General features: G+C 32.6%; 27 protein-coding genes. 12 read left to right on the top strand and 15 right to left on the bottom strand.

What is annotated here, in order from left to right:
- Positions 1-84 precede the first annotated feature (84 nt).
- From H8K90_RS11380 to H8K90_RS17075, 5 genes are all read left to right on the top strand, one after another.
- Entirely contained in the window at positions 85-480 is a 396-nt protein-coding gene (locus tag H8K90_RS11380; RefSeq protein WP_186846078.1) for a DUF5367 family protein, read from the top strand.
- Positions 477-956 carry an anthrone oxygenase family protein gene (locus H8K90_RS11385; RefSeq protein ID WP_186846079.1) on the top strand — a complete coding sequence of 160 codons (480 nt, stop codon included), beginning with the start codon at positions 477-479 and terminating at the stop codon, positions 954-956. The genes H8K90_RS11380 and H8K90_RS11385 overlap by 4 nt, the downstream gene beginning before the upstream one ends.
- 17 nt (positions 957-973) lie before the next feature.
- Positions 974-1,810 carry an SDR family oxidoreductase gene (locus H8K90_RS11390; RefSeq protein WP_186846080.1) on the top strand — a complete coding sequence of 279 codons (837 nt, stop codon included), beginning with the start codon at positions 974-976 and terminating at the stop codon, positions 1,808-1,810.
- A gap of 153 nt (positions 1,811-1,963) precedes the next feature.
- Positions 1,964-2,401, top strand: coding sequence for a hypothetical protein (locus H8K90_RS11395; RefSeq protein ID WP_186846081.1), 438 nt, complete (start codon positions 1,964-1,966; stop codon positions 2,399-2,401).
- A 152-nt stretch (positions 2,402-2,553) separates the two neighbouring features.
- Positions 2,554-3,384, top strand: a complete 831-nt coding sequence (locus tag H8K90_RS17075) for a M23 family metallopeptidase (RefSeq protein ID WP_186846082.1) — start codon at positions 2,554-2,556, stop codon at positions 3,382-3,384.
- A gap of 43 nt (positions 3,385-3,427) precedes the next feature.
- Here the strand turns inward: H8K90_RS17075 and H8K90_RS11405 are convergent, their stop codons facing one another.
- From H8K90_RS11405 to H8K90_RS11420, 4 genes are all read right to left on the bottom strand, one after another.
- On the bottom strand, positions 3,428-4,111 hold the full coding sequence (locus tag H8K90_RS11405) for a peptidoglycan DD-metalloendopeptidase family protein (RefSeq protein WP_186846083.1): 684 nt from the start codon (positions 4,109-4,111) through the stop codon (positions 3,428-3,430).
- A 113-nt stretch (positions 4,112-4,224) separates the two neighbouring features.
- Positions 4,225-5,802 carry a hypothetical protein gene (locus H8K90_RS11410; RefSeq protein ID WP_186846084.1) on the bottom strand — a complete coding sequence of 526 codons (1,578 nt, stop codon included), beginning with the start codon at positions 5,800-5,802 and terminating at the stop codon, positions 4,225-4,227.
- A 53-nt stretch (positions 5,803-5,855) separates the two neighbouring features.
- Positions 5,856-6,425 (bottom strand): hypothetical protein, encoded by a 570-nt coding sequence (locus H8K90_RS11415; protein WP_186846085.1) that lies wholly within the window; start codon positions 6,423-6,425, stop codon positions 5,856-5,858.
- Positions 6,409-6,966: an RNA polymerase sigma factor gene (locus H8K90_RS11420; protein ID WP_186846197.1), complete on the bottom strand. Its 558-nt coding sequence runs from the start codon at positions 6,964-6,966 to the stop codon at positions 6,409-6,411. The genes H8K90_RS11415 and H8K90_RS11420 overlap by 17 nt, the downstream gene beginning before the upstream one ends.
- Positions 6,967-7,143: 177 nt before the next feature.
- Here H8K90_RS11420 and H8K90_RS11425 point away from each other — a divergent pair, with 177 nt between their 5' ends.
- The 6 genes from H8K90_RS11425 to H8K90_RS11450 all read left to right on the top strand — a co-directional run bounded on the left by H8K90_RS11425 (position 7,144) and on the right by H8K90_RS11450 (position 12,344).
- The gene (locus H8K90_RS11425; RefSeq protein ID WP_186846086.1) at positions 7,144-7,710 is read left to right on the top strand and encodes a DUF2911 domain-containing protein; all 567 of its coding nucleotides are present in this window, start codon (positions 7,144-7,146) and stop codon (positions 7,708-7,710) included.
- A gap of 14 nt (positions 7,711-7,724) precedes the next feature.
- Entirely contained in the window at positions 7,725-8,804 is a 1,080-nt protein-coding gene (meaB, locus tag H8K90_RS11430) for a methylmalonyl Co-A mutase-associated GTPase MeaB (RefSeq protein ID WP_186846087.1), read from the top strand.
- A gap of 22 nt (positions 8,805-8,826) precedes the next feature.
- A complete protein-coding gene (locus H8K90_RS11435) occupies positions 8,827-9,291 on the top strand; it encodes a class I SAM-dependent methyltransferase (protein ID WP_186846088.1) in 465 nt (154 codons plus the stop codon).
- 104 nt (positions 9,292-9,395) lie between these two features.
- Entirely contained in the window at positions 9,396-10,112 is a 717-nt protein-coding gene (locus tag H8K90_RS11440; RefSeq protein WP_186846089.1) for a glycosyltransferase, read from the top strand.
- Positions 10,109-10,732 carry a lipid-A-disaccharide synthase N-terminal domain-containing protein gene (locus tag H8K90_RS11445; RefSeq protein ID WP_186846090.1) on the top strand — a complete coding sequence of 208 codons (624 nt, stop codon included), beginning with the start codon at positions 10,109-10,111 and terminating at the stop codon, positions 10,730-10,732. Before H8K90_RS11440 ends, H8K90_RS11445 begins: the two co-directional genes overlap by 4 nt.
- Positions 10,725-12,344, top strand: coding sequence for an ArnT family glycosyltransferase (locus tag H8K90_RS11450; RefSeq protein ID WP_186846091.1), 1,620 nt, complete (start codon positions 10,725-10,727; stop codon positions 12,342-12,344). Before H8K90_RS11445 ends, H8K90_RS11450 begins: the two co-directional genes overlap by 8 nt.
- Here the strand turns inward: H8K90_RS11450 and H8K90_RS11455 are convergent.
- The 11 genes from H8K90_RS11455 to H8K90_RS11505 all read right to left on the bottom strand — a co-directional run bounded on the left by H8K90_RS11455 (position 12,331) and on the right by H8K90_RS11505 (position 22,767).
- Positions 12,331-12,903 carry a phosphatase PAP2 family protein gene (locus tag H8K90_RS11455; protein WP_186846092.1) on the bottom strand — a complete coding sequence of 191 codons (573 nt, stop codon included), beginning with the start codon at positions 12,901-12,903 and terminating at the stop codon, positions 12,331-12,333. The genes H8K90_RS11450 and H8K90_RS11455 overlap by 14 nt on opposite strands.
- Entirely contained in the window at positions 12,903-13,130 is a 228-nt protein-coding gene (locus H8K90_RS11460) for a hypothetical protein (protein WP_186846093.1), read from the bottom strand. Before H8K90_RS11460 ends, H8K90_RS11455 begins: the two co-directional genes overlap by 1 nt.
- A gap of 3 nt (positions 13,131-13,133) precedes the next feature.
- Entirely contained in the window at positions 13,134-14,516 is a 1,383-nt protein-coding gene (locus H8K90_RS11465; RefSeq protein WP_186846094.1) for an MATE family efflux transporter, read from the bottom strand.
- A 36-nt stretch (positions 14,517-14,552) separates the two neighbouring features.
- Complete coding sequence (locus H8K90_RS11470; RefSeq protein WP_186846095.1) at positions 14,553-15,062, bottom strand: DUF3124 domain-containing protein; 510 nt, start codon at positions 15,060-15,062, stop codon at positions 14,553-14,555.
- A gap of 147 nt (positions 15,063-15,209) precedes the next feature.
- Positions 15,210-15,683 (bottom strand): hypothetical protein, encoded by a 474-nt coding sequence (locus tag H8K90_RS11475; RefSeq protein WP_186846096.1) that lies wholly within the window; start codon positions 15,681-15,683, stop codon positions 15,210-15,212.
- Between the two features lie 109 nt (positions 15,684-15,792).
- Positions 15,793-16,167 carry a hypothetical protein gene (locus H8K90_RS11480; RefSeq protein ID WP_186846097.1) on the bottom strand — a complete coding sequence of 125 codons (375 nt, stop codon included), beginning with the start codon at positions 16,165-16,167 and terminating at the stop codon, positions 15,793-15,795.
- A 17-nt stretch (positions 16,168-16,184) separates the two neighbouring features.
- Entirely contained in the window at positions 16,185-17,642 is a 1,458-nt protein-coding gene (locus tag H8K90_RS11485) for a potassium/proton antiporter (protein ID WP_186846098.1), read from the bottom strand.
- A gap of 358 nt (positions 17,643-18,000) precedes the next feature.
- Positions 18,001-18,942, bottom strand: a complete 942-nt coding sequence (locus H8K90_RS11490) for an NAD(P)H-dependent flavin oxidoreductase (RefSeq protein ID WP_186846099.1) — start codon at positions 18,940-18,942, stop codon at positions 18,001-18,003.
- Between the two features lie 61 nt (positions 18,943-19,003).
- Positions 19,004-20,602, bottom strand: a complete 1,599-nt coding sequence (locus H8K90_RS11495) for a S8 family serine peptidase (RefSeq protein WP_246457650.1) — start codon at positions 20,600-20,602, stop codon at positions 19,004-19,006.
- 110 nt (positions 20,603-20,712) lie between these two features.
- Positions 20,713-21,918 (bottom strand): tRNA 2-thiouridine(34) synthase MnmA, encoded by a 1,206-nt coding sequence (gene mnmA / locus H8K90_RS11500; protein WP_186846101.1) that lies wholly within the window; start codon positions 21,916-21,918, stop codon positions 20,713-20,715.
- A gap of 138 nt (positions 21,919-22,056) precedes the next feature.
- Positions 22,057-22,767: a toxin-antitoxin system YwqK family antitoxin gene (locus tag H8K90_RS11505; protein ID WP_186846102.1), complete on the bottom strand. Its 711-nt coding sequence runs from the start codon at positions 22,765-22,767 to the stop codon at positions 22,057-22,059.
- A gap of 67 nt (positions 22,768-22,834) precedes the next feature.
- On the opposite strand from H8K90_RS11505, the gene H8K90_RS11510 reads away from it, so the two are divergent.
- Positions 22,835-24,253, top strand: a complete 1,419-nt coding sequence (locus tag H8K90_RS11510; RefSeq protein WP_186846103.1) for a fasciclin domain-containing protein — start codon at positions 22,835-22,837, stop codon at positions 24,251-24,253.
- Positions 24,254-24,308: the final 55 nt, after the last annotated feature.

Consider the following 24,308-nt stretch of genomic DNA (forward strand, 5'->3'; position numbering starts at 1 on the left):
TTCGAATAAATCATAATTCTTTCTGAATAAGTCGCTGGAAGACAGCTCATATAAATTTGTATCATAATTTAAAAACTAAAGATTATGATCCGTAAAAATTTATTCAGCGTTATATGTGGTATACTCGTTTGGACCTTAGGAGTTAGCTTTTACCTCTTATCGTTTTATGTGCCCATCTTAGAAAATTCCGAACTACAATCTAACATTGTATTAGCTTTAGGTATAATACCTAGCGCATGTTTAGGAACATACTTATTCTATACAAAAAGTCAATTAAAACCTTCAAAATTAGGACTAACATTTGTAATTGTAGCTACACTACTAGATGTAATAATTACTGTTCCTGTATTTATTATTCCAACTGGTGGAAGCTATTCAGAATTTTTCGGAGATCCTATGTTCTATACCATAATTGTTGAGTTTTACTTCATTGTTCTCTATTACGGAAATCATTTGACCAGTAAAAAAATTAAAGCATGAAAACTATAATTTTTTTAATAACGGTTTTACTAAATGCGCTTTCTACAGGTTTTTTCTTCGCATGGTCTGTTTCAGTCGTATTGGGTACTAAAAAGGTAGGTGATTATACGTACTTGGAAAGCATGCAGCATATTAATAAAGAAATCTTAAACCCAGCATTCTTCATTGTGTTCTTTGGAAGTTTAATGGCATTGGTAACAACTACTTATTTACAATTTAACAACAAAACTGAATTTGTGTTAGTGTTGGCATCAACTATTATATATCTAGTTGGCACATTTGGAGTTACAGCCTTTGGAAATGTCCCCTTAAACAATGAGCTAGAAGCATTAAATATCAACAACCTTAACCTAATAGATCTAATGGCATTTAGAACTTATTATGAAAGTGCTTGGAATCATTTTCATGATATAAGAACAATTTCGAGCATGGTTTCATTTATACTATTACTTATATCACTATTTATTAAAAGATAATTTTAAAACAATTAATTATGAAAACAAATATTTTAGTTATCGGAGGAACCGGAAAAACGGGTCGCCGAGTCGTTGAGCAATTACAAAACAAAGGAATTGAGCCGAGAATTGGTTCAAGAAACGCATCACCAAGCTTTGATTGGGATGATAAAGATACTTGGGTAAATGCTTTAAATGGCATTGAAAGAATGTATGTTACCTATTATCCAGATCTGGCCGTTCCTGGAGCTAAAGAAGCCATACAAAGCCTAACCTATTTAGCAAAGGAACTAGGAGTTAAAAAAATGGTTTTACTTTCTGGCAAAGGGGAAACCGAAGCAGAAGCTTGCGAAAATATTGTTATGAATTCTGGTATAGATTATACAATAGTTAGAGCTTCTTGGTTTAATCAAAATTGGAGCGAAAGTTTCTTTTTAGAACCTATTTTAACCGGAGAAGTAGCACTGCCAATGTCTAATGTTTTAATTCCATTTGTAGATGCAAATGATATTGCAGAAGTCGCTGCAACCGTGTTACTAGATGATTCTTATAATGGCGAAATTATTGAAGTAACAGGTCCAGAATTAATCACTTTTAAAGATATTGTAAATATCATTTCAAAAACCAGTAATAGAAGCTTGAATTTTTACGACATCACTTTAGAGCAGTACATAGATGGTATGAAACAAATGCAAATACCTAATGATGTTGTGTGGTTAATTGAGTATTTATTTACTCATGTTTTAACTAATCCAAAAAATCAATTGGTAGTTAATGATATTGAACGCGTGTTAGGCAGAAAAGCCAAACCATTTATAGAGTATGCTAAAGAAACAGCAAAAACTGGTATCTGGAGTCAAGTTGAAGTTCAATAACTCGATACAACAAAGCGAATTGGTAATGGCGATTTGAAACTCACTTTAAATCGCTATTATTTTTTATTTTGTAATTTACTTTGCGAAAGGTATAGTGTAAAAGCTTGCTACTTTTTAAATGTAAAACCGTTGGTAAACATTAATAAGAGGCTCATGAAAAAAAGAAGAATTATTTCGTCAATACTTTTAATTATTGGATTTGCTTTAAGTGTTGCATTTATAACAAAAATTGAATTTCCTCAAGGCTTCGAAGCATATTTTAAAAGAGAATACTATAATCAATTTGGCCCCTTAGCCATAAGTGTTGAGCTTTTAATTGCAAGTTATTACCTTTTTATAGGTCATAAAAAAACAAATTTCACTTTAGCTCTTTTCGGATTCACTGCTTTACTAGATCCTTTTTTTAATGCCATAGGGCTCTTTAACAGTATAATGCCATTATACGGAACCATAGTTTTATCTATCTGTGCTCTAATATGTATAGGCTTAGCATTTGCAAACACATTTAAATTAAAAAGGTTGTCTCGCATTGCAGCAATATTAAGTGTAATCCTTGGTGTTATCATTGAACTATTTTTCAATTACATTTAGTAAACGTTACTCTACGCCTTATAAGATTAATTGCTAAGTCACTGCCAATATATACACACTATTTCAGAAAATTCTATCTAATATTTATTTGCTAAATTAGGTGCTAAAACACGCCAATAACAGCACACACAAATGTAGAACATTGAAATCTGATGCAAAGAATTTACTTTATTTTATCAATATTTTTTCTAAGTGCTTTGTATAGTTTTGGGCAAAAACAAAAAGACGAGCCCACAACATATTTAGACGATTTATCTATTGGATGGAGAAAAGATATGGATACGCTTAAGTTTATAGCTAAAAGTAAATCGTTAGCTCCAATTGAAATTTACTTTACAGAAGAAAAAAATCAGATAGAATTACAATCATTTATACTTAAACCAAAAGACAGTATACAACTCATTAATTACAGCGGAGAATTACCTGATTCTACATTCATTTCTCGTTTTAAAGATAGCATTCGTATTGGTTATTTTTTAGGGCATCAATCTCTAATAGAACCAGATTTAGATTATCTATACAGAATGCCGTTTAAAAAGAGAAAAAAATATGAGGTAAGTCAGAGCTTTAATGGCAAGTTTTCCCATAACAGCTTACAGTCTAGATATGCCATAGATTTTCAGTTAAATGTAGGCGAACCTGTTTATGCTGCACGAGAGGGTACGGTTGTAAAAGTAGTGGATTGGTTTACCAAGCAAGGAGGAAAGAATTTAATACATGCTGCTAACAAAATAGTTATTTTGCATTCTGATGGTACTTTAGCTTCATATGTTCATTTAGATTACAAAGGAAGTTTTGTTAAAGAAGGAGAAATTGTAAAAAAGGGACAAAAAATTGGAATTTCAGGAGTTACAGGATATACACGTGGTCCACATTTACATTTTGTTGTTAGAAAAGAAAGAGATATTGCAATTCCTATCTATTTTGAAGGATATAAAGGTAAAATACTAAAGAATGGGAAACGATATAAAGTAATTGAATAGAGACACTTCAACATAGTATAGTGCGCTTTTAAAGCATCTATTATTAATAAATATTCAATAACAAATTAGGATCTGGGCAATTAGCTTTGTAAAATTCTAAATCGAATTGATTGCTTACTCCTGGATAATCTCCTTCAAAATTTTGAATATCTTTTATAATTTGAAAATGCAAGTGTGGCGGATAATCTCCATTAACCTCAGCAGTACCTAACGCAGCAATTTGTTGGCCATGCTTTACTTCTACTCCAACCTCTAAATTTTTAATTGATGTTATGCTTAAATGTCCGTAAAGCGTAAAAAACTCAAACCCTCCAATGGTATGTTTTAAAATTAATGTTGGTCCATAATCTCCATAATTGGTATTATTCTTAAAGCTATGAATGATACCATTTAAAGGTGCATAAATTGGTGTATTGGCTTCTATCCACAGATCCACTCCTAAATGAATATTACGCTCGGTTTCTGGGTTAGATTGATTAAAATAATTACTACGCTCATAAATACCGCGTTGCTCTAAATAACCTCCAAATGCAACTTTGGCGTCGTTTTTCTTTATCTGATTATTGATAAAAGTTTCTAAATCTGTTGATGAAGAAATATTAACACCTTTTAATTCTTTATTGTGTATTGATAAATCTAGAGGCACATAATCTAACTTAGATATTCCTTTTAATAATGCATGTGTTTGAAGAGATTGCAGAAATACTTCGAAAGCGGAAAGGGACATAAAACTAAAATTTCCATAAAAATACGATTCTATTTCAATGGAAAAACGTGAAGACAAAATAGTTTCTGAAATAATTTCAGAAAACCAAACTCAGTAAATAAATAGTAGTTTTTCTAGTTCATAATTAAATTACTAAACTTAGCATTAACAATGATATTTCTATCCGAACTTTGTCCTTCAGGATAATTACGAATGGTCTTTTGTGTTGTTGGCTTATTATTATACTTAGAACGGTTACCTTTAAAATACATACTGTAATCTATATTTTTTGGTAAGTTAACTAAAGCATCACTATTCTCTAAAATTAGATTAAGGTTCTTAAAGGTCTCAGTAAGATTAGAAATAGTTAAATCTCCAAAACTACCATCTATAATACCTGTATCTGTTAAACGCTCTATACTAATATTAGACGACTTAGAATTAAGCACTAAATTCTTCGCATTCTTAATTTGTGCTTTATCTACAAAATTAAGATTAAGCGTACCTAAATCCCAATTATTAATAACCACTGGCGAATAAGATACATTGATGGAAGTGTCACTTCCATCAATGTTTTCTGCTACTAAAAATGAGTGCGATATATCACCTTTCATATTATAAATAACTGAAGTTAACTTTAGCTCGCCATGTCTTATGTTAGTTTTTAACTTAGCCTTTTTAGGGATTTTAATTTTAATCACCTTTTTTACTTTGCTATTGCTACCAGATTCTAATCGACCTATTAAAATAGACGCTCTTCTATTCTGCATTTCTTCTTGTCTCTCGTGCATATGTTCAGCTCTTTTGGCTAATGCTTCAGCTCGTTTCTCCATCGCTTCACCTCGCTTTTCCATTTGTTCTCCACGTTTTTCCATTTCTGCACCAAAACGTTCTCCCCAAGCTTCCATTTTTTCTTCCCACTCCTTGCCAAACTTTTCTCCGAATTCTTCACCCCATTTCTCCATGTCTTTCCCAAACTTCTCTCCAAATTTCTCTCCCCATTTTTCCATGTCTTTAGCCCATTTGCCTTCAAAACGTTTACCATATTCTTCTCCCCATTTCTCCATCTTTTCTTGGTAACCAGACTCTGCAAATTTTCTTGCCCAAGCCTCCATTTTTTTCTGAAACTCTTTACCCCCTTTTCGTTCATACTTTTTGCTCCATTCAGTTAAGTACTTTTCTCCATCTTCTTGATATTTATCGTAATCAAAATCTATAGTTGTAATCCCTTTTGGTAACTCAGGTAGCTTTGGCATTATCGGCATTTCTGGCATTTCTGGCATTTCTGGCATCTCAGCCATTTGTGGTAATATTGGCATAGGTGGCATTTCAGGCATTTCTGGCATTTCTGCTAACTGAAACTCTAGATCATTTAACAATGAAGAGTAATCATCACCTGGAAATAAACTAGAACTTCTTCCACCTGTAGATGAAATAATAACGTTATCACCAGATCCTTCCACTTTAAGATTCCAAGCTTCTAAAGCACGTTGTAGTTCTTCTTGAGATAATTTTGAACTTTCAATATAAGCTTCAACTTCTACGATATCTCTATTCCAAGTTTCTAATTCTATTTCTACATAGCTAGTTCTTAAATCTACAACGACATCCTTATTAACTTTTATAGATTGTGATACCTTACTCAACTTTTTCTGTGCATAACCAAATGTGGTTATAAGGCAAAGCATTAAAATTTTGATTGTTTTTTTCATGTTTTTTTTGATTTAACTGTTCGTTTTTTGATTTTATGATTTATTGATTGTGATTATGTAATTTCTTGTGTAAATGAATCATCATTATATTCTTGCAACTTTTCTTTAAGACGCATTACTAGGTTTAGTCTAAACTTTAAATTATCTATTAAAGCGTCTAAGGTTTCTTCATTAGGTCCATTTGCATTTAATTCTATCGTAAGCTTATCATACTCTTCATTTAATTCTTTAAGACGTTGTACATAACCGTCAAATAATTCCTTATTTTCTGGTGTTAACTGTACTTTAGATAATTCTAAATTGATGCTTGCCAAATAATAGTCTTCTACTTTCTTTAAGTCTGGCGAAACATCACCTAAGGTTTTTATGTCAGTTTCTACAACTTTAACTGGTACATCATCAGTTATTTGTGGGTTAGAGAAAAACTGAAACGCTCCATAACTCAAGCCTAACAATACAACAACGCTTGCCGCTATGCTAAAGAAATTAAACCTGTTAGACGGTTTTTTCTTAGGCAACGTTTCTTCTAACTTTTGAAGAAAACGTGCTTCATGACCTTCAGACATTTTTATATGCTGATCTTTTGGTTCTTCATTAAATAAATTTCTAAGATCTTGTGCCATTTTTCTCTGTGTTTAATGCTAATTGTAACTTTTGCTTTCCTCTAGATAATTGGGTTCTTGATGCGACTTCAGAAATATTCAGAATTTCAGATATTTCTTGGTGATCGTAACCTTCAATTAAATAGAGCATCACTACATATTTATACTTTTCTGGTAATTGCTCAATTGCTGCTTTTACCTCTTCAATTGTTATATCATCCTCTACTAACCATTCATTTTCGTAATCTGCATCTACGACGTTTAAATGATTCTCTTCGAGTTCTAAAAAACGTTGACGCTTAGATTTTAAAACATCAATACATTTATTAATAACTATGCGCTTTAACCAAGCTCCAAAACTTACCTCAGCTTTATATTGTTCTAACTTTAAAAACGCTTTTATAAACGCTTCTTGTACAATATCTTCTGCCTCCATTGTATCCTTTACAAATCGAAGCGCTACTATTAACATGCCATTGCAATATTGATTGTACAATTGCATTTGCGCTTGCCTATCGTTCTGCTTGCATTTTTCAACAATATGAATTTGAAAGGTGCTGATTTTGGTTTAGTTTTTTGATTGGTTACACATTAAAGACGTCGCTAATTTTTAAGTGTGACAAAAAATCTAAAAAAATATTCATTTTATAAGATTTACTTAAAATTCAACGTTAGTATTCTATAAATTTAGGGATTTGAATTATCTTTAAATTTTAAATTCAATTTAAGATTAATAACTATGCTTAAACGCCTCCTAATTGTCTTGTCTATATTAGCACTAGGCTTACTTTTATATTCTGTATTTGTAGAAAACATTTTCTCACCTCGCTTAAGCCCTAAAGATTCTGCTAAGATTTCTCTCAATGATTTAAATCTAAAAGTAGAATACAATAGACCTTCTAAACGTGAGCGTGAAATTTTTGGAGCGCTTGTTCCATATGACAAAGTATGGAGAACTGGTGCCAATGAAGCTACGACTTTTGAAACTAATAAAGACTTACTCATTAATGGATTGCTTTTAAAAAAAGGAAAATATACCATTTGGAGTGTGCCTATGGAAAGCACTTGGAAGGTTATGTTTAACTCCAGACAGTATGAATGGGGAGTTAACGAAAAAATGGAACCAATGTGGGATCCTAACTATGATGTTTTAGAAGTTGAAGTGCCTATTCAAAAGCTTGATAGCACAGTAGAACAATTTACTATTGCCTTTGACAATAAACTAGGAACTCTAAAACTTACTATGGCTTGGGATAACACCTTAATTGAAATGCCTATAAAAGTTGAAGAGGCTAACGAATCTTAACCCAAACTTGCAAAGTGGCAAAAAAAAAACCGACATATAAATCTGCTTTGCACGAAAATGATGGTATAAAAGAACCTGATAGCTTTAGTGCAGATTCTGCAAATGCAATTAAAGCTAAACGCCAAAAACAGGTTTCTGTTAAACATTTAGTTTCTGATATCATATCTGGTCATATTACAGCCTTAAGTCGGGCTATTACTTTAGTAGAAAGCACAAATGCATCACATACTAAAAAAGCAAATGAAATAATAACGAAGTGCCTACCTTATGCAAACAACTCTATAAGAATTGGCATTACTGGTGTACCTGGTGTTGGTAAAAGTACTTTTATTGAGGCTTTTGGAAGTTATCTTACAAAGAAGGGCAAAAAAGTCGCTGTGCTTGCTGTTGACCCAAGTAGTAGTTTAAGTAGAGGAAGTATTTTGGGAGATAAAACCCGAATGGAAGATTTAGTTAAGGATGAAAATGCTTTTATTCGCCCATCACCTTCTGGTGATTCTTTGGGTGGTGTAGCTAGAAAAACACGAGAAACTATTATTTTATGTGAAGCGGCAGGTTTTGATACCATTATTATTGAAACAGTTGGTGTTGGACAAAGTGAAACTGCCGTGCACAGTATGGTAGATTTCTTTTTACTGTTGAAATTGGCTGGAGCTGGTGATGAATTACAAGGCATAAAACGCGGTATTATAGAAATGGCTGATGCTATCGTCATTAATAAAGCAGATGGAGATAATATAAAAGCGGCTAAAACTGCTAAAGTAGAATTTAACAGGGCTTTGCATTTATATCCTCAAAAAGATTCTAGTTGGTCGCCAAAAGTATCCTTATGTAGTGCCTTAAAACAAGAAGGTATTTCTGAAGTATGGGAAATGATTGAAAGCTATATTGAAACTTCAACCTCAAACAACTATTTTGAAACCAATAGAAATAATCAAAATAAGTTTTGGCTATTGCAAACCATAGAAGAACGACTTAAGTCTAACTTTTATAATTCAACTAAAATTAAAGCCGAATTACAAACTCAAATTGATTTGGTTGAAGCCGGAAAAACGACGCCTTTTGTTGCGGCGGAATACTTGCTTTCGTTGTAATTAAAGATGAAATATTAAATCAATGAATATTAAAATAGTTCTATTTTTTTTAATGTCATTTCAATTTTGTTTTTGTCAAAAAACATATGATACTAATAGTGAATTAGAAACAAATATTTATTTTCACTCAATAAAAGAATATCTTGATTCAGTGACAAAAGGCTCGCCAGAAAAAGACTACGAATATTATATTGAAAAGAAACATATTCATTTAGATAGTTTTCCAAAATTAATTAATGGACGAAAAGTAAATTGGTTAAAAAAAATTGATTTAGAAGAATTACTCAATAAGAATCAATTAAATATTATCAATTTAGCTATAAATCCTATAATGATTGAAAAAGATAAATTTTATATTTCAATAATACCTTATTATGTTAATACAAAATTCAAAAAGTATCAAGTTTTGAAAGGAATTTTTAAATTCCAATTTGAATTTGATATTCAATTAAATGGATTGATATTTAAAAATATGATTATAGAATAATTGACATAACCATTATTCCAATATATTATCTATTTCTAATAAAGACAGTTTATTTTAGTGTAACAAAAAAACAATACTTTTGCACAGACTAAGTAACCAAACAAATGATGTATAAGTTTACTATTGTAGTTCCTGTTTACAATGAGGAGGAAAATTTAGAACGTGTTGAAACGGAACTTTCTAACTACCTGAAAATTGCATCTGTACCAACATCTGTCTTATTTGTTAATGATGGCTCTAAAGATAATAGTCAAGCTTTAATTGAGGCAATATGCGAACGCAACGAGGCTTTTGAATATATTCTATTTAAAGAAAACAAAGGACTTAGTGCTGCTATAAAAGCTGGTTTTGACTATGTAGATAGTGAATTAGTTGGTTATATAGATTCCGATTTACAAACATCTCCAGAGGATTTCAATATTCTACTTAAACACATTGACACACATGAATTAGTTACAGGTGTACGCTCTAACCGAAAAGATTCTTTTGTAAAGAATATGTCGTCTAAAATAGCTAATGGTATTAGACGTGCTTTTACCCACGATGGTATGGACGATACAGGTTGTCCTCTTAAAGTAATTAGAACAGATTATGCAAAACGTATTCCTATGTTTAGAGGTCTGCATCGTTTTTTACCTGCTATGATAATGTTACAGAATGGTAGAGTAACACAAGTTACGGTTCAGCATTTTCCTAGAATTGCTGGTACTGCAAAATTTGGACTTTGGAATCGACTTCTTGGTCCACTAATGGATTGCTTCGCCTATTTATGGATGAAGAAAAAGTATATTAACTACGACGTTGCAAAATCCAGCAAATGAAAGACTGGATAATTTACAGCATCGGATTTTTAGCTCAGATTTTATTTTCTTCACGGCTGATTATTCAATGGATAACCTCAGAAAAGCAACGTAAGGTTGTTACACCAACCACCTTTTGGACACTAAGTTTAATTGCTTCTTTCTTATTATTTATATACGGATATCTTAGATTAGATTTTGCGATAATGTTAGGTCAAAGTTTAACCTATTACATATACATTCGTAATTTACAGTTGCAAGGGCAATGGAAAAAATTCCCAAAAGTAGTTCAGTATTTGCTATTTGTAGTCCCAATCTTAATTGTTGTTTTCTATTACAACAACAATAAAATAGATATTGAATTATTATTTAAAAATGAAGCCATACCTACATGGTTATTAGTTTTAGGAATTGTAGCCCAAATAGTATTTACATTGCGTTTTGTGTACCAATGGATTCACTCTGAACGCAATAAAGAGTCAACCTTACCCATGGGATTTTGGGTGCTGAGTTTAATTGGTGCAGGTTTAATTTTAAGTTATGCCATTATTAGAAAAGATCCTGTGTTGTTTGTTGGGCATTTATTTGGACTCATAATTTATGCGCGTAATGCTTACCTAATAAGACAAACCAATGATTAAGCTCATAGAAAAATATCCTGTAATCAGTCTGTTACTTTTTGTCATTTTAATGTTAGGGTTTACAATTGATGCCATTCCTGTGACTATCATGGAAGCTCGAAATTTTATTTCAGCCAGAGAAATGCTTACTGATAATAATTGGATACTCACAACTATGAATGGTGAAGCGCGTTATCAAAAACCACCTTTACCAACTTGGATAACGGCTGCATTTGGCTTAGTATTTGGAATTAAATCTGTTTTAGCTTTACGTTGGCCAGCACTCTTATTTATAGCTAGTATTGGAATATCTACTTATTTTATATCTAAAAAATTGGATTTAAATAAATCCCATAGTTTAATCAATGGTTTTATTGTTCTTACCTCTTTTTATGTTATTGGTATTAGCATAGAAGCACCTTGGGACATTTACACGCATGGCTTTATGCTTATGGCCATCTATCAGCTACTTTTAATGTTTCAAAATAAGGAAACCACAATATTAAGAAGTCTTTTGTTTGTGTTGTTTTTAGCGTGTTCCGTATTGTCAAAAGGACCTGTTTCACTCTATGTATTATTTCTACCTTTTGTAATTGCTTATGGAATTACCTTTCGTTTTAAAGGTGGAGTACTTCACTTTTTAAAACTTATCAGTCTTCTGGTTTTTGGAATTGTTCTAGGTGGTTGGTGGTATATGCACGTTAGAGTTGCAGATCCCGAAACCTTTACTGCCATTGCAACACGCGAAACGTCTAATTGGAGCAGTTATAACGTCAGACCATTTTATTATTATTGGAGTTTCTTTGTACAGAGTGGATTGTGGGCAATACCAGCATTAATTAGCTTGTTTTATCCTTATATGAAATCTAGAGTCTCAAATTTAAAGGTATATCGACTTAGTTTCTTTTGGACAATTTTTGCAGTAATATTATTATCTGTGATTCCTGAAAAAAAATCACGTTACCTCATGCCTGTTTTAATTCCGTTGGCATTAAATATTGGGTTTTATATTGAATATTTAATTCGTGAGTTTAAAAACATCAAGGATAAAAAAGAAACCATTCCTGTTTACTTTTCATTTGGATTAATTGGAGGTATCGCAATCTTATTTTGGGTTACAGGATTCTTTTTTGGCAATTTTTTAACCAGATTTATATTAGTTAGATTTATAATCACTGCACTAATATTGTTGGTTATTGGATTTTTTATTTTTAAATTTCTAAAAGCAAAAAACATTAAAAACGTTTTTTATTTAACGGTTGGATTTATGCTAACTATAGGCTTAGTAGCATTACCAGTTTCTAAAGTTCAGGGTCAAGCAGATTACAAACCTGTTTCAGAATTAAGCACTACTCCACTTCCTTTGTATAGCATAGATAATGTAGCTCCAGAAGTCATCTATAATTACGGAGATAAAATTCCTAAAATAAAAACTGAAGAAGGTTATATAATCCCAAAAGAAAATCAATTTGGATTATTAACGGTTAGGTCTAATCCTGAAACTATTGAACAACTTTCTAAACTATATACTATTGAATTTATAGACACTTACGATTTAAATTTTTCTAATAAGGATTCTAGAGGTTATAAGTCTAGACTTGTAAATAAGCTGTATAAGCTTACTCGTAAATAAATTTGTTGAGTAAATACCTATTGAGCTTGTAAAAGCCAAAACCTGCAAGAGCACCAAAAGTCATTCCGCATAAAATATCAATTGGGTAATGTACTCCAACATATATGCGGCTGTATGCCACAATAAAACTCCAGAATAGAAGTAAAAAGATTAAGTTTTTAAAATAAGGTCGTAATACTAAACCACCAAATACTGCTGCAGCCATGGAATTAGCTGCATGACCAGAGAAAAAGCTTCTATTAGAACTGCAACGCTCAGCTATGTAACGTATCGTATCCATAATATCTTCGCAAGCACAAGGTCTAAACCGTAATACAGATCGCTTAACGATATTTGTTGTCTGATCTGTAAAAGTTATTAAAGCAGCAATTACTACAACCATTAATAACAAAGGTTTTAATCCATACTTTTTATAAATAAGAAATAAAAGGATAGCATAAAGTGGTATAAATGTAAGCTCATCTGTAATGAGTAACCACATCGCATCCCAAGTTGGCGAACCCAGCCCATTAAGGTATAAAAATAATTCTGTATCTAATTCTAAAAGTCTATCTAACATTAATCGTCGTAACGCTCTACTTCTCTATCGTAAAATTCTGTAGCTTGCTTTATATAATTTTCCGTTTCGGTTTCTAGTTCTTTTTGGTCGTGTTGATCAAATTCTTCAAACCATTCTACTTCATCATTCTCAAGATTAATAATAAATCGAGGAAACTCTGTATGTATAATAAAAATTGCATCGGGATAATCTGTATTATCTCCAAGTATAAATTTTGGTAACTCCATGTCTTAACTTTTGTCTTGTTGCAAAATTAAACGCTTTGTAAGATAATTAAACCTAAAATATAATAAAATTGCAGCTGCGCTTAAACCTGCTAGTAATCCAATCCAAATACCTAGACTACCATATGCATCTTCTTTACCTAAAAAATAACTAATAGGAAATCCAATTACCCAGTAAGAGAAAAAGGTAATAATTGTCGGAATCTTTACATCTTGAAGTCCACGCAAAGCGCCAAGCGCAATTACTTGTAAACTATCACTAATCTGAAATACTGAAGCCGCTAATAACAATGTTGCTGCTATTTTAACTACTTCTGCCGTATCTACGGCATTGGTAGGATCGTCTAAATCCACATACAAATCTGGAAGTACAGTATGAAAAACGACAAAGAACAATGCAAACACTACAGCAAAAACAAAACCAACTAAAAAGATAGATTCTGCAATACGTTTTAAAGCTCTAAAATCCTTTAATCCTTTTTGGTTACCTATACGTATCATTGCTGCAACACTTAAACCCATTGCTACCATAAACGTCATAGATGATAAGTTTAACGCAATTTGATTTGCTGCCTGTGCATTCTTCCCCAAAGTACCACTTAACCATATCGCTGCAGTAAATATAGCAACCTCAAAAAACATTTGCATGGCACTTGGTAAGCCTAAGTTGGTTAACTTTTTTAGTGGTTGTTTACTTAATTTAAAAAACTTAATATGAGTTACAAAAGCTTTCGATTTATCGCGTTTTGCTAATAACCACCATAAATAAAACAACATTACAAAACGAGATACTAGTGTACCGACAGCAGCACCAACAATACCCATTTCTGGGAAACCAAACTTCCCGAAAATTAAAACATAATTGATAGCAACGTTAAGAATATTAGCCACAATCGTAGCATACATAGGATATTTGGTTAACGATAATCCATCACTAAACTGTTTAAAAGCCTGAAAAACGATTAAAGGCACTAACGAAAACGCTACCAAATCTAAATACGGAATCGCTAATTCAACCACTTCTTCTGGTTGATCCATAACATACATAAGTGGTTTTGCCACTAACAAAATTAAAAACAGTAGCAATCCCAAAACTGTACACAGAAAAAAACCATGTTTAAAAACTGATTTTCCTTTTGCAAAATTTTTTTCGGTATCTGCTTCTGCTACTAATGGTGTAATGGCAGTAGAGAATCCAATACCTAAAGACATAGCAATAAAAATAAAACTATTACCTAAGGATACAGCAGCTAATTCTGCAGCACCTAATTGACCAACCATTATATTATCTATAAAACTCACAAAAGTGTGGCCAAGCATGCCTAAAATAACAGGAGATGCTAGTTTAAGGTTGTATTTAAATTCTTTTGTGTAGTCACTTAAAACCATGCCGCAAAAATAGTGCTTAGGTTTTAGTTGTACGAATTAATTGATGCGTTTTGATTGCGTGGTAAACGAAAGTCCTTGTGAACCAACTGTGGATGACATTACAGCTTCAAAAATAGGTTCTGAACAGTCTTTTGGTGTTATCCAATCGAAAATAAAATTAGAACCTGTACCACCAGAAACATCAGATTCTTCTATCACAATATCCAAAGTTTCCATTGGCAGTAGATACACGGGTTTTTCGATATATTGCTTTATAATTTCCCCATGAGTACCATGATAATCTGCTTTTAATAAATAAATGGTATCTGTTTCGCTGGTATTTCTCAAACTTGCCATCGCAGTAAGGTTGTATTTTTTGTGCTGAGACAAACTGTAAATCTGTGAGTATATAGATAAATACGATTTACCAACTTCTAAAGAATCCAAACCTGAAACATCTGCAGCTCTTGCATTCCAATTAATACGTTCAAACTCATCTTCGCTAATGTTGTTTTCACAACCATAAAAACTAAAAGCGATACAAAGTAAAAGAACTATCTTTTTCATAGTGTGAGGTTTTTGAAGTCTATTACTACAAAAATAACAGATTGCAATTAGTTTATAGAATTAATTTTAAGAGATTCTGTTTTAATTTAATAAGCATTAAAGTGCATAACTATTAGTTTATACACTTTAATGCTAATAACTTATATCTTATTTATTCAATAAGTTACTAATGGTCTTATGCCATTTCTCCATCGACTCAATTTCACCACTTAATTGATAACAAACATCTGCATTGTAAAACTCTAAAACATCTTCTTGTTTTAAAGGCTCAGCATAACTTAACTGTAAGCAAAGGCGTTGAATTGCTTTACCACCTTTACTCGACCTGTAAATATTGGCTGATTTGCAATCGATCACAGCAGACAAATCAATAAATTGTGTTTTATAGTCATCTTCTATTTTAGACACAAATGACAATGTTTTTTCGGTATCATTTATACCTATAGCATAGTTGCCACAAATTTCATATTGTGTTATTTCACTATCATTTTTTATCGCGAAATCTTTTAGCACTGCTAAAAAATTCTTTTCTTTTTTTCTTCTATTTATGCCTGTTAAGACAAAAGGTGATGCACAAATAACTGCGCTTATAGCACCTACTATGGCGGTTCCTGAATCCATATTATATTTATTTTATTTTTTTGATATATAACTGTTGTATGTATAGAAGACTCAATACATAGCATGCTGTTAGGTTATAAAACCTAAACTTTAAAAAGCATAAAAAGAATTACCAAAAATTATGGAACGGAAAAATGAGATCCGATTTTTTATATCGAATCCGAAGTGTTTTTAAATGATTTTTGTATTGCTTATAGGATGCAAGAAATTGTAACTGATCCGTAAGGGACGAGTTACAGTAATCTTTAAAGGATAACTTGTAATCTGGGAAAGTAATATCTGTAGTTGAAGCTAAAACAGTTTCAGCTTGCTGAATGTGTAAAAAATGAACTTTAGATGTATTAACCACAAATTCATTTTGTGATGTATCACCTTGTAACACTTCAACGTGACCTGCTGGTATGCTTGCTGCAGAAGCACATATCCCAAAACAATAAATTGTTATGAGTAATATAACTTTAGATATGTGATTAAAATCTTTCACGTTTATTATCAGCTCATTTAAGCCAGTACCTTGTTTACTTCTTTTAAGCTTTCTTCATTATCTAATAATATAACTAAGACATCATTAGCTTCAATAACCGTTGCACCTCCAGGACGCACATATTTATCATTTCGTTTTATCATAATAATGAAAGCCGAACTAGGAAAGTGCAAATCTACTATCCTTTTATTTACTGCAGCACTATCTGGATAAATTTTAAACTCCTCCATCTCAGATTTTGGAAGATTAAGAATGTAACGATCATTTTGTTCTACAGGCATTAATTTTTCTGGTAATGCAACATTTAACCACTTTGCAAAAATAGATAAGGTAGTACCTTGTATTAAAACCGAAGTCACAGAAATAAAAAAGACAATATTAAATATCATATTGGCTTTATCAATGCCTGCTAAAAGCGGATATGTAGCAAACACAATAGGAACTGCGCCACGCAAACCTACCCACGAAATATAAAAACGTCTCCTCAATTTCATTTTAAAAAACATGAGACTTAAAAACACACTAATAGGTCGTGCTACAAGAATAAGGAATACTGAAATTAGTAGTCCTATACCCATATATGGAATGATTTGAGACGGAAAAACAAGGAGTCCTAAAGTAAGGAAGAGTACAATTTGCATTAACCATGCAAAACCATCAAACATTTTTAAAATGGTAGATTTATGTATTAAATCTTGATTGCCTAAATAAACAGCACAAATATAGATGGCTAAAAAGCCATTACCACCCATAAAGTCAGTAGCAGAAAATGTTATAAACATCATTGCAATAACTAAAACTGGATAAAGCCCTTCGAAGCCAAGTTTAATATTATTAATTATCCACTTACTTAATCTACCAAAGGCAAAACCTGCTATGCCACCAAAAATCATTTGTTGTAAAAATAACGGAACAATTGATGCTAAGCTTTTATCTTGATTTATCACTAAAGTTAAAAATGCCAAAGTAAGGACGTAAGCCATTGGGTCATTACTACCACTCTCTAATTCTAACGTTGGTCTAAGGTTGTTTTTTAATGCTAAATTCTTTGATCTTAATATTGAGAATACAGCTGCTGCATCTGTAGAAGACACTATAGAACCTAATAACATACTTTCGTATATAGTAAAATCTGTAACATACCAAACAAACGTACCTAATGTAACCGCTGTTAGCAAAACACCTAAAGTAGATAACATTAAACCTTCCCTCAGAATAGGTTTTACAGCTTTAAAATTGGTATCTAAACCACCTGAAAATAATATAAAATTAAGGGATACAATTCCTATAAACTGTGCAAGTTTTGGGTCATCAAAACGAATCCCTCCGATACCATCAGAACCTGCCAACATACCTATGGCTAAAAAGAGAATAAGTGTAGGGACACCAAATTTATAAGAAGTCTTACCAACGATTATACTTATAAAAAGTAATAATGAGCCTACTAACAATATATTTTCGGTGGTTAAATTCATTAGTGTTTGCCTTGCTTATTTAGACAGCTCAAATTTAACTCATTTATTAACAGTATGTAAGTTTCAATACTTAAAAGAACTTTAAAGTTTTAATGATCTAGTTAATGCATCGTTTTAAATTATTTACTAGGTTTAAATTTGAAGAAATTTCAGAAATATATTAACACCAAGAAATTACTAATAATGATAATTTGTTTCAGTTTAGCTCAAAGTTAAGTAACTGATGAGGATCATAAAATTTGAATGTATTTGGTCATTTTACAAATTGTTGGCAGTAATTAAATATAATCATTAGTAATATCCATTTTTTATCAAAAATAAAACTCAAAAAATCAATTGGCAGTGCCACCTATTTAAACTATAATAAGGCTATATTTTGCTTTGCTTTCTCAAACTCAGCTACCATATCTCGTACAATCTCAGCTACAGGCTTTACATCATGTATTAAACCTGCTATTTGCCCAATCTCTAGTTCACCATCATCTAAATCCCCTTCAAACATGCCGCGTTTGGCTCTGGCTCTTCCTAAAAGCTCTTTAAGTTGTTCTAGTGTTGGTGCGGTTTTATAGAGGTCTTGTAACTCATTGTAGAATTTGTTTTTAATCAATCGTACTGGTGCTAATTCTTTTAAAGTAAGCTGTGTATCACCTTCTTTAGCATCAACCACTACTTGTTTAAACGCTTGGTGTGCAGAAGATTCTTTACTGGCTACAAATCGGCTACCTACTTGGACTCCATCAGCTCCCAAAATCATACATGCTAGCATTGCTTTTCCTGTGGCAATACCTCCTGCTGCAATTAATGGAATTTGCAGCTGTTCTTTTACCATTGGGATTAAGGTTAAGGTAGTCGTTTCATCCCTTCCATTGTGTCCACCAGCTTCAAAGCCTTCGGCAACGATAGCGTCTACTCCTGCGTCTTGAGCTTTTAGTGCAAACTTTACACTACTTACCACATGTACAACCGTAATACCTTTATCTTGTAACCATTTGGTCCAAGTTTTAGGATTTCCGGCAGAAGTGAATACAATTTTTACGCCTTCCTCTACAATGATATCCATAATTTCAGTGATGTTTGGATACAACATTGGTACATTAACTCCAAAAGGTTTATCAGTTGCAGCTTTACATTTTTGAATGTGTTCTCTTAAGACATCCGGATACATAGAACCTGCACCTATTAAACCTAAAATTCCTGAATTACTGGCAGCTGAAGCTAATCTCCAACCACTATTCCAAATCATACCTGCTTGGACGATTGGGTGTTTTATATTGAAAAGTTCTGTGATTCTGTTTGTCATGTATTAATTAATAATTGTAAACCCATCCCTAACCCTTCCAAGGAAGGGAATTTCTACGTTTTTATTGTTTTATAAATTTGAAAGTTTTTGAAATCGCTTCAGATGAAAGCTTTAAAAGATAAATCCCTGTCGATAAATCTGCTGTATTTATCGTTTTAGTTTCATCTTGAATTGTTTTATTCAAAATTATTTGACCTAATTGATTATAAATTGAAAGCTCTAATTCATTTAGAATTAAAGGAAATTTTATGTTTAATTCATCTGATACAGGATTAGGATAAAACCTGAAATCATCAACTGATTCTTTATCAATAGACAAAGCCATATTTAGTGCCAAATCTAAATCTGGAATACCATAGCCTAGAAAATCGTCTGGTGCATTAAATTGTGATGCAGATTGTCTCACAAAATCCATTACTTCTGTTGGAGATGCATCAGGAATCGCTTGCCATAAAGACGCGATACCTCCACAAAGAATTGGACCGCTAAATGACGTTCCATTATTTTGTGTTATCGTATTATTTTCGTCAATAACATAAGCTGCTCCACCTCTTGCGACCACATCTGGTTTCTGATAACCCACTTGCGCTGCACCACCTTGCGAACTAAATGACACATAGTTTCCATTGGCATCTACAGCTCCTATAGACAATACATCTGGCGAATCTGCTGGTGATCCAACAGTTTGCCATGCAGATGCTCCAGAGTTTCCTGCACTGACTACCACTAAAATTCCTTTTTCTACAGCAATAGAAGCTCCTTTAGAGATGAAGGCTACTTGCCCATTCATATCTGACGGTGAGTAATCATAATTTGGGTTATCAAACACACGGTAACCTAATGAAGTATTAATCATATCAACTCCCAAACTATCTGCTCGCTCAGCAGCCTCAACCCAATAACTTTCTTCAACAGGGTTTTCACTAGCTCCATCTTCTGTTCTAAATAAATAATAAGACGCATCTGGTGCTGTACCTACAAATTGGTCTTGCACAAAGCCAGCCATAGTGCTTAACACTCTTGTACCATGAGAACTTATTGCACTGGCATACACATCAGCTGTTCTATCTACAAAATCATAACCATCTAATAAACCAAGACTATCTCTTAAACGTTGAAAACCTGCCATGGTATTTACATTTGGAAAGCCAGAATCCATAACAGCAATGGTAATACCTTTACCTGTAAAGTCTTCTAAATGTAAATTATCTACATTTATCATTTCTACTTGGTTTTGAGTATCACCATAAGTAAAATTGATAGTTTCATCTTCAATAGCTGTTTTATCTTCAATAGTAGTTGAACGCGAAGCTGTATTTAAATTTTTATTCGCAAAGTCAATATAATCTACATAAGTTAATTCACTTAAAGCGTTTATGTCTGTTTCAGTTCCTCTTACATGAACCGCATTAAACCATTTAGATTTTGCTAAAACTGTAATTCCTGTTTGGGTATTTAAATCGGAAATGTAAGCTTCATTCACAGGTACATCACGCTCATCGATTGAGATATTATGATGCTGCTTTCTATCGATTGCCTTTTGAGTAAGAATTGTAATTGGGTTTGCTATAGCCACTGCTACATTGGGTTTGTCAATAAGATAAACCCAAGCATCTTCCTGAGCGTAGCTATTTATTGTTACGAGAAGCAATAAAAGCATTGTAATTTTTCTTAACATCGCTTTTTATTGCAATTTAAGGAATTCGTATTAAACTGTTCTCGATACAAATTTCTCGATTTATCAATCCAGTGATGCACTCGAACCGAAGTTTAAGAAATAACACCAGAACCAACTAACTCATCTTCTAAGTACCAAGCTACAAATTGACCTTCTGTAATTGCGGATTGTTTGTTTTCAAATTCTACGTACAAACCAGAAGCTACTTTATGTATAGTTGCTTTCTCTAGTGCTTGTCTATATCTAATTCTTGCTAATACAGGCATGGTTTCACCTTCAGCTAAAGCTAAGTCTTCTCTGACCCAGTGTAATTCGTTATTATTTACAAATAATACATTTCGATATAAACCTGGATGATTTTTGCCTTGACCAGTATAAATGATGTTGTCTTTTACATCTGTATCAATAACAAAAAGTGGTTCTACTGTGCCACCAACACCCAAACCTTTACGCTGTCCTTTTGTAAAATAATGCGCACCTTGATGTTTACCAACTACCTTTCCGTCTGCTATTGCATATTCAGGTTTTTTAGAAAAGAATTCTAATTCGTTTTCTTTTGAATCGAAATTTGGAATGGTTTGATTATAAGTTTCAAACGTATCTGCAACCTCAACAATAACACCTTCTTTTGGTTTTAATTGTTGCTGCAAAAACTCTGGAAGTCTTACCTTACCAATAAAACAAAGCCCTTGAGAGTCTTTCTTTTCGGCAGTAATTAAATCTTGCGCTTTAGCTATTTCTCTAACCTCAGGTTTGGTTAATTCACCTATTGGAAATAATGCTTTTGCTAATTGGGCTTGCGATAGTTGACATAAAAAATAAGATTGATCCTTATTATTATCAACACCAGCCAGTAAATGATGTATTTCCTTAGATGTGCCATCTTGGCTACTGACCGAAGTCGAAGTAGCTTTTCTACAATAATGACCAGTGGCTACGTAATCTGCACCAAGTTCTAGAGCGATGTCCATAAAGACATCGAATTTTATTTCGCGATTACAAAGCACATCTGGGTTTGGTGTACGTCCTTTTTCATATTCATTAAACATATAGTCCACTATACGCTCTTTGTATTGCACACTAAGATCTACAGTTTGAAAAGGAATACCCAATTTATCTGCCACTAACATAGCATCATTACTATCTTCTAACCAAGGGCATTCATCTGAAATGGTTACAGAGTCATCGTGCCAATTTTTCATAAAAAGTCCAATAACCTCGTAGCCTTGTTCTTTTAAAAGATAGGCTGCAACGCTTGAATCTACTCCACCAGAAAGTCCTACTATGACTCGTTTCATAATTATTTCCTACATAAGCAGGAATCTCTTTTTATAATTAAACTATTTGTTCGAAAAACCACGGCAAAATTACAAAATAAAAAAGGCAATCATATTAGGATTGCCATTTCAAAATTCTATTTAATAAATAGAAAAAAACTATTCGTATTTTTTAATGACAATGTTATTGGTGTGGTCTATTTCTTTAGATAATTTACCTGCTTTATAATACTTCCAAACACCTGTTTTTTTATCTGCTGTATAATTACCTTCTGAGGTAATATTTCCATCAGAATCATAGTTAATGGTTTTTCCTTCTAATATATCCGCTTTATAATGAGCTAAGCGTAGTAGTTTATCATTTTCTGAAAACCATTTTGCTTCACCATCTAACTTTCCATCTTTATAGGATGCCTTTTCGGCAACTAAACCTTTTTTATAATACACATAACGATCTCCCTCTAAATTTCCTTCGTCATTATAATGTTCTACAATCATTTTAGCTGTAGAATTTTTATGATAAAAAGTCCATTGACCAATAAAGCGTTTGCCATTCATTTTACCTTCACTAATCACTTTCTTATTGGATGCATAAAAGGTTACATCGGCTAAACTATCTTTTAAGTTAAACACTTTTACAGCACTTAATACGCTTTTCCCTTCAGATAAGGTATAGAACTTAAATGAATCTACTTCCTTACCATGAACAAAATTACCCTCGTATCGTTTTTGATTTGTTTGATGGTAGTTTTTTGTCCATAAACCGTGTCTCTTACCGGCTTCATCGAACTTATTAACTGATTTTTGGGCACTTACAGTTGTTAAAATTATTGTAAAAATTAAGCATAAAAATAATTTTTGTTTAATCATTTTGTAATTTCGTTAAACAAACTAATAAAAGTTTGACAATGTTGAACAATTTTAAAAACTCAAAAAAATGAAAATTATTTCAAAAACAATCAAAATGCTACCAGTATTTCTAATGTTAATTAGTTTTACTGCTTGTAGTAACGATGATGACAACACTAACGATCCAGGTAATGAGACAAATACTATTGTTGATTTGGCTATGGATACCCCAGATTTAAGTTCATTAGTAGCTGCTTTAGGAAGAGCTGATGGTGATCTTGCAGCGGTATTAAGTGGAACAGGTCCATTTACAGTTTTAGCACCAACGAACGCCGCTTTTAGTACATTTTTAAGCGAAAATGGATTCGCTTCTTTAGAAGACGTTCCAACTGATGTCTTATCTCAGGTATTATTGAACCATGTAATTACTGGCGAAGTAACTTCGTCTGCTTTAGTTAGTTTAGGTTCTGGTTACACAAGTTCAAATGCTACTGGAGCTGGTGGAAACAACATTAGCTTATTGTTCGACACATCAAACGGAGTTACTTTTAATAATACTGCTAGTGTTGTAAGCGGTTTAGCAGACATTGATGCAGATAACGGAGTTGTTCATGTTATTGATGCCGTTTTAGGACTGCCAGATGTAGTAGACCATGCATTAAACAACAGTAATTTTACATCGCTTACAGGTGCATTGACTTCTGAAGATTTAGTAACAACATTACAAGGCGAAGGACCATTTACAGTATTAGCACCAACAAATGAAGCTTTTACAAATTTCACTAACCCAGATGGAAATGCTTTAGCTAGTGTTCTTTTAAACCACGTTATAGGAGGAGTGATTCTATCAACCGATTTAGTTTCGGCTGGTTCAGGTTATGCTTACACTACTGCTACTGGTCCAAATGATAACGACTTAAGTATTTACTTTAATACATCAAATGGAGTAATGTTTAATGGACAGTCTACAGTTAGTACAGCGGATATTATAGGTACTAATGGTGTAATACATGTTGTAGACGCTGTTATTGATTTACCAACAATTGCAACTTTTGCAACAACAAATGATGCCTTATCTACTCTTGTGGCTGCACTTTCTTATGCAGATACTGGGTCACCTACTGTTCCATGGATAGCAACTGTATCTGATGCTACAGCTGGACCATTTACAGTATTTGCACCTACAAATGATGCTTTTGTAGATCCTACAACTGGTGTTCTTGCGGAACTAGGACTAACTGGATTTGGTGAAGGTACTGGCGAACTAAATGCTGCTACTACTGATGCTGTTTTATTAACACACGTAGTAAGTGGTAATGTACAATCTTCTGGATTACCTAATGGAACTGTTAGCACACTCGGAGGAAATATTACTGCAGATAACACAGCATTTACATTAACTGACGGAAATAACCGAGTGAGCAATATTGTTACAAGTTTAGTAGATATACAATCTGTAAATGGTGTTGTACACGTTATTGATAAAGTATTACTACCACAAGATTAAGAAGAGAATAATTGGAGAGGTTGGTTACCTCATTTTTATATTGATTGATTAGTTA

This window comes from Winogradskyella echinorum (genome assembly GCF_014297365.1).
GTDB lineage: Bacteria > Bacteroidota > Bacteroidia > Flavobacteriales > Flavobacteriaceae > Winogradskyella > Winogradskyella echinorum.